This window comes from Verminephrobacter aporrectodeae subsp. tuberculatae At4, from assembly GCF_000193225.1.
Classification (GTDB): domain Bacteria; phylum Pseudomonadota; class Gammaproteobacteria; order Burkholderiales; family Burkholderiaceae_C; genus Acidovorax; species Acidovorax aporrectodeae.
On sequence record NZ_AFAL01000300.1, the window covers coordinates 1 to 1084 of the forward strand.

At 65.4% G+C, this 1084-nt stretch carries 1 protein-coding gene; it reads left to right on the forward strand.

What is annotated here, in order from left to right:
* A partial coding sequence (locus VTU_RS26240) for a SwmB domain-containing protein (protein WP_010102436.1) occupies nucleotides 1-1084 on the forward strand: 1084 nt, incomplete at both ends.

Below are 1084 nucleotides of genomic sequence, written 5' to 3' on the forward strand. Positions count from 1 at the left end.
CACCGACCCCACGGGCCGCAACGACACCGACGCGATACAGGATACTTTGGGCAACGACGCGGCCAGCTTTGCCGCCACCGAGGTGGTCAACAACACGCCCGCAGCGGCAGACACCACGCCCCCGGAGTTCAGCAGCGCCACGGTCAACGGCAACCAGCTGGTGATCAGCTACACCGAAGCCAACACCCTGGACCCGGCCGCGCTGGCGCGCACAAGCTTTACGGTGAGCAGCGACCTGAGCACGGACCTTACCGTGACGGACGCCGTGGTGAACGCGACAGCCAAGACCGTCACGCTCACGCTGAACCACGACGTGGCCCGCGTGGAGACGGTGCGCGTCAGCTACACCAAACCCGCATCCGGCGCCGTGGTGCAGGACGCTGCGGGCAATGACGCGGCAAACTTCAGCAACAAGGCCGTGACGAACAACACGCCAGCAGACACCACGGCCCCGCAGCTGATTACCACCAGCAACGCAGGCCCCGGCAAGGAGTACTTGGCCCCCTACGTCAACGACAAGGGCGACGAACTGGTGCTCACATTCGACGACACGAGCCGTCTGGACGCGAAGCCGGACCACGCGCCGGCCGCCACGGACTTCACGGTGTTCGTGGCTGGTGCCACCAGGGCTGTCAGCAGTGTCACCGTGCCGGAAAATACCAAGGTCATGTTGCTGACGCTGGCTACCCCCGTGACCGCTGGTCAGAGCGTGACCGTCGCCTACCAGGACAGCACACCCAATGACGACAGAGCCATCAAGGACACGACAGGCAATCGCCTGGACAGCTTTCCGACCACGGCGGTAATCAATAAGGCATCGGACAAGGCGGCCCCGCAGCTGATCACCACCGGCGCCACACGTCCCTCGGCCAGCGGCGACCAGCTGGTGCTCCGCTTTAGCGACGCGAACAACCTGAGCGAGGACCTGACCCGCAAGCCGGCCACCGGGGACTTTACGGTGCTTGTGAATGGCGCCGCGAATGCCGTCACCGCAGTCGCCGTGAACGGGGCGGACAAGACCATCACGCTCACGCTGAGCACCGCCGTGATAGCTGGCCAGACGGCGACCGTCGCCTACCAGGAC